The 405-nt window shown below is 67.4% G+C and carries 1 protein-coding gene; it reads right to left on the bottom strand.

Annotation, left to right across the window (positions count from 1 at the left end; translation table 11 throughout):
* Nucleotides 1-101: 101 nt before the first annotated feature.
* The coding region (locus AC2JF9_RS10015) for a toprim domain-containing protein (RefSeq protein ID WP_500727470.1) at nucleotides 102-405 on the bottom strand (304 nt) is incomplete at its 5' end.

Below are 405 nucleotides of genomic sequence, written 5' to 3'. Positions count from 1 at the left end.
AAGGCGAATGCCGGTGATGCAAGGGACATGGGACCTCCTGACGAGGCCGCTCACGGATCTGCAGCCTCGCCGGAGCCGGGGCGTCCTCTACTCTGGCCCAATCAGCTTGCGGCCAGTGCCATCCTCATCAGGACGTCATTCCAGTCCTCGTTAAGGTTCGTCGGCCGCGCGGCGACGATCCGACGACCGTCGCAGGCGTAGGCTTCGCGGGCGCGCTCCTCGGCCAGGTTCCCGCCCGGGTCGTTATCGACGAAGAGATGAAGCTCGCGCACGCTCTCGGGGATGGTGACGAGCCCGAAGCGCTCGTTGCCGAGAGTTGCCCAGCACGGCACCCCAAAGAGCTGCATCGCCGACAGTGCCGTCTCGACTCCCTCAGCTAGGCCGAGGCGCCCTCGGCGTGGCGCG

Source organism: Lactobacillus sp. C449L, from assembly GCF_059900815.1.
This window is presented reverse-complemented; position numbering and strand designations above follow the sequence as displayed.